Below are 3787 nucleotides of genomic sequence, written 5' to 3'. Positions count from 1 at the left end.
CCCAGCACAGGGAGCAGATATCGGTCGAGCCCGTAGTATCCTGCGACCTTCCAGCCCAGAATCAACAGGATCGCCACGGCAAAGAGCAAGGGGTTCGTGCTCGCGGTGCCCGCCATCATGAAGTTCCAGTTCATAAAGGCGCCGAAGAAGGCCGCGATCCCCACGAACGCGCCGAGGATCAACGCGATCCCAACGAGGAGCTCGCCGTAGGCGACCAGTTTCCCAATCCAGACCTCCGCGTGAATGCTCAACAGGTACGCCAGGAAATCGCGGTACCAACCGTACTCGATGGGTGGCCGCCCCTTTGCCGGTATGGCGATCGCCTGCTGCCAGAACCCCTTGATCGCGGCGCCGGTCTGCACCCAGGCCGGATTCCCGATCTTGTGCGAGAGGGTGGCCTCGATCCAGTTGTACCCGAGCCACACCCGGACGATCAGCCACAGCCATGCAAGCTGGGTGGAGCTGAATATCGTCCGCGCCAGCGGGGGATCCTCGAAGTACTGCTTACGCTGCGGATTGGTTGCCATTGACCTCACCTCCTGATCTCAGAATAGACCCCGGGGGGCTAACGAGAGAATCGGTTGCGGAACGGATTTGGGCATCGGGTCCACGAGCAACCTAAAGCCTCGGCACGACGCCTAAGGGCTGGTGGAACGGAGGACGGGGGTGGATGCGTCCGCCACCGCCTCGATGTTGAGGGAGAAATACATTTCGTCGGCGATCAACAACCCGCCGAAGCGTAGAATCCGATCCCAGGCCAGCCCCCACTCCCTCCTGGAAAATGTCCCGGTCGCACTCGCCCGCGCGCGTCGGCCACCCAGCCCATCGATGACCTGAGGGGAGGTGTCGACCTGAAACACCGTACCGTGGGTTCGGTCGCGGATCGTGATCTCGCCGCGCACGCGGTACTGCCCGTCGCCCAGGCGCTCTATCGCGGCCGCGCGGAACGTCAACTCAGGGTATTTCGCGGCGTCGAGGAAATCCGGCGAGCGCAGGTGTGTGTCGCGTTCGGACACACCGGTATCGACACTGGCGGCCGGGATGAACGCTTCGATGGCCTTCAGCTGTCCGTCCTCGGTTGTCTCAACCGTGCCGCGCACGCGTGTGAAGCGGCCTTCAATAGTGGAGATGCCCACATAGCGCGCCACGAATTCCACCCGGCTGCGTGCTGTGTCGATGGTCCACTTCACTTGCTGACAACTCGCACTCCAAGTTTGGGTTGGATCGCGCGTTTCCGGCGCTCGAACTCCCCTGGAGTGATGTCTCCCTCTTCAAGCAGGTGCCAGAGCCGATCGGTTGACTCATCGGTGTCCCGTGGCGGCCTGTTGATGACGAGGAGCAGGAATCCGAGTACCCCCAGCACGAGACACAAGAACGCCAGGGCAACCAACACCCCCCAACCCCATCCCGGTCCAAAGATGCTCGGCCACATCGTCCTATTCCCCCAAGGGAGAATACCTAGGGACTCCTCAATGAGTAATCGGGTGAAGACCTGATCTCGGGATCAGATGTGCGCAGGACCGCCCGGGGCCGACTGTCCCCATCAATGGAGACTTGCCAGGCGCACCCGCTAGGCACGGCCTGTCCCCCCCTGTCTCGTGGTGCGCTCACGAACAGCACTGTCCTCTCGCCCTGGTAGGTGGCACGCCGGGGCCCGGCCGGTGTACGCGCTACTGCACACTGAACGTCGCGGCGCCGAGCGGCGTCACGCTGGGCGCGTCCGCCGTATCTGAAACGACCAGGCTGTCCCACATCCCGGCTACGGCGTGCGCGGGTACGCCGCAGATAAACTCGTACGTGCCGGCCTTGCTCGCCTCGAACGTGAACGTCTGCTTGGCGCCCTTGGGAAGCCCCGCGACGAAATTCGCGGTCGTCGCGCCTGGGAACGCCGGCGTACCGGATGGCGCCACCTGCTGGTGCGCGCCGGTGGGCAGCACCGCCATGCTGTGCGGCACCATGCCCGCGTTCTCAAAGTGCACTACGACCTTCCAGCCGACAGGCACCGTGATCGTCATGGCGCCACGCTGGTATCCGATGAAGTCGAAGCTCCCATCGCTCGCGTTCTTGCCCGCGACGATCGTCACGTCGACCGAGTGCGTCGCGGCGCGCACAACCGGCATTCCCGCGGCCATCGCTCCTGCCGCTACCATGGCCCCGACCGCCAACGCCCACAGCAGCACTCTTGCGATGACCCTTATCACTCCGTGTTCCTGCGCCACCATCATCGCCTCCGCGCCAGTCTGGCTGAAATTCCCTGGCATCAATCTCACCTTCTGGTTCCAGACTAGACCCCACAGCTCAGCGAGAGAATCGGGTGCAGGCCCGATTTGCCCATCGGGTCCGCGTTCCACGGACCGTACGGCCAAACTCGCTCCCTGACGGCCTGGCCGAATGAGGAACCGGGGTGGATGCGACCGCCTCGATTCGCCGAGCCAACAGCCCGCTGAAGGAGTATCGGGACCCAGACAGACGGGGTCGTGAGCGGGACATGAGGTCGGCCTCTTACCCGAGTTTGAACGTCCAGCGGAGGCGGTCGTGCGCCGGGACGTGGAGCAGATTGGCCGATCCGCCATCGGTTGATCGCCCGAGGCGGAATCGGTGCTCGTCCTGATTCAATTCCTTTGTTGCCAGCTTACGCTTGAAGTGGATCAGACTGGACGGGAAGGATCCCGAAAACATGGCTGGCGGGGCGTCGGGTCGCGAGTCCCCCGGGGCCAGATCTCCCGGGTCAACTAGGGACACAGCGGGAGCGGAGGAGGTGCTCCTTCGGACACTACATCGCTGTAAGCTCTTCGCGTCAGTCCCGATCCCAGTGGTGCGCACAATTCTCGCGGTGGCACAGGAGCGGGGCATCGCCAAACGGACCACCGTGTTCCGGCAAGGTGACCGGGTGGACAGCATCTACGTGATCGTTCACGGCAAGGTGAAGTTGGTCCTGACCGGGCCGAATGGCCGAGGGATCATCCTTACCTTTGTCGAGCCGGGGGAAACGTTCGGCTATCTTGCCCCGATGGCCGGCACCGCCCGAACCTACACGGCGCAAGCCATCGAGGACAGCCGCGTGCTCGGTCGGCCGGCGGAGACCTTTGAAGAAATCCTCAGGAGCTCTCCCGTCGTGGCGAGGAACACTCTTCGCTTCACCGCCCGACAGCTGCAAGCCGACTGGAGCCGCCTCCATGATTATGCGACGGAGCCAGTCGCCCACCGCCTGGCGCGGACGGTCCTCCGCCTGGCTCGTGCCCGCGGCCACCGCAGAGCGCCCGCTCTCGCCATGATGCAGCAGGATCTGGCCGAGTTCCTCGGAACGACACCGCCGACGCTCAGTCGCATTCTTGGCCGGTGGGAGGCACGCGGCCTCGTGACCGCTGGGCGCGAACGGATCGTCGTTACCTCCCCCGAAGGCCTCGCCAGAATTGCCGAGACCTGACGGGCGCCGATCGCCAGGACCGTCCCATGTCAGGCGAAGAGCCTGCCGGCGAAATGCGAGGAACAGCGGCCGGGACGGCCTGAGGAGGCAACTTGTTCTCCGACAAGGACACAAACGTTGCTGCAGTGTTATACAAATCTTGATTTCCAGGGCGCCCCGGCGTGGTCCATACCAGGGGGTGAGAGTACAGAGCGGTACGTGAGAGCACCACGAGACGAGGGGGGGGCAGGCCGTTGGCTAGCAGGTCTGGACGTGGATGGTGCTCTTGGACACGGGGCGCGCTTGATATCGACATTCTGCGCTGGTTCGTTAGTCCGCGCGCCGCTCTCCTCGGGACCCTGGCGCTCGCCATCGCGTTCT

The 3787-nt window shown here is 64.1% G+C and carries 5 protein-coding genes; 1 reads left to right on the top strand and 4 read right to left on the bottom strand.

Going from position 1 to position 3787, the window contains the following annotated elements; all coding sequences use genetic code 11:
* From VFP86_08215 to VFP86_08200, 4 genes are all read right to left on the bottom strand, one after another.
* Positions 1 to 527, bottom strand: a 527-nt coding sequence (locus tag VFP86_08215) for a DoxX family protein (protein HET8999614.1), incomplete at its 3' end; no start/stop codon positions are given.
* 111 nt (positions 528 to 638) lie between these two features.
* Positions 639 to 1190: a YceI family protein gene (locus VFP86_08210; protein ID HET8999613.1), complete on the bottom strand. Its 552-nt coding sequence runs from the start codon at positions 1188 to 1190 to the stop codon at positions 639 to 641.
* Positions 1187 to 1432: a hypothetical protein gene (locus tag VFP86_08205; GenBank protein ID HET8999612.1), complete on the bottom strand. Its 246-nt coding sequence runs from the start codon at positions 1430 to 1432 to the stop codon at positions 1187 to 1189. The genes VFP86_08210 and VFP86_08205 overlap by 4 nt, the downstream gene beginning before the upstream one ends.
* Positions 1433 to 1670: 238 nt before the next feature.
* Positions 1671 to 2261 carry a sulfocyanin-like copper-binding protein gene (locus tag VFP86_08200; protein HET8999611.1) on the bottom strand — a complete coding sequence of 197 codons (591 nt, stop codon included), beginning with the start codon at positions 2259 to 2261 and terminating at the stop codon, positions 1671 to 1673.
* A 554-nt stretch (positions 2262 to 2815) separates the two neighbouring features.
* On the opposite strand from VFP86_08200, the gene VFP86_08195 reads away from it, so the two are divergent.
* Positions 2816 to 3427 carry a Crp/Fnr family transcriptional regulator gene (locus VFP86_08195; protein HET8999610.1) on the top strand — a complete coding sequence of 204 codons (612 nt, stop codon included), beginning with the start codon at positions 2816 to 2818 and terminating at the stop codon, positions 3425 to 3427.
* Positions 3428 to 3787 lie beyond the last annotated feature (360 nt).

This window comes from bacterium (genome assembly GCA_035703895.1).
Classification (GTDB): Bacteria; Sysuimicrobiota; Sysuimicrobiia; order Sysuimicrobiales; family Segetimicrobiaceae; genus Segetimicrobium.
Note: the sequence above shows the minus strand (reverse complement) of the source record. Positions and strands in the feature narration are given on the sequence as shown.

Excerpts from the sequence above, each read along its gene's own strand:
- VFP86_08205 (HET8999612.1), bottom strand. The coding sequence starts at position 1,432 with ATGTGGCCGAGCATCTTTGGACCGGGATGGGGTTGGGGGGTGTTGGTT.
- VFP86_08200 (HET8999611.1), bottom strand. The coding sequence starts at position 2,261 with ATGCCAGGGAATTTCAGCCAGACTGGCGCGGAGGCGATGATGGTGGCG.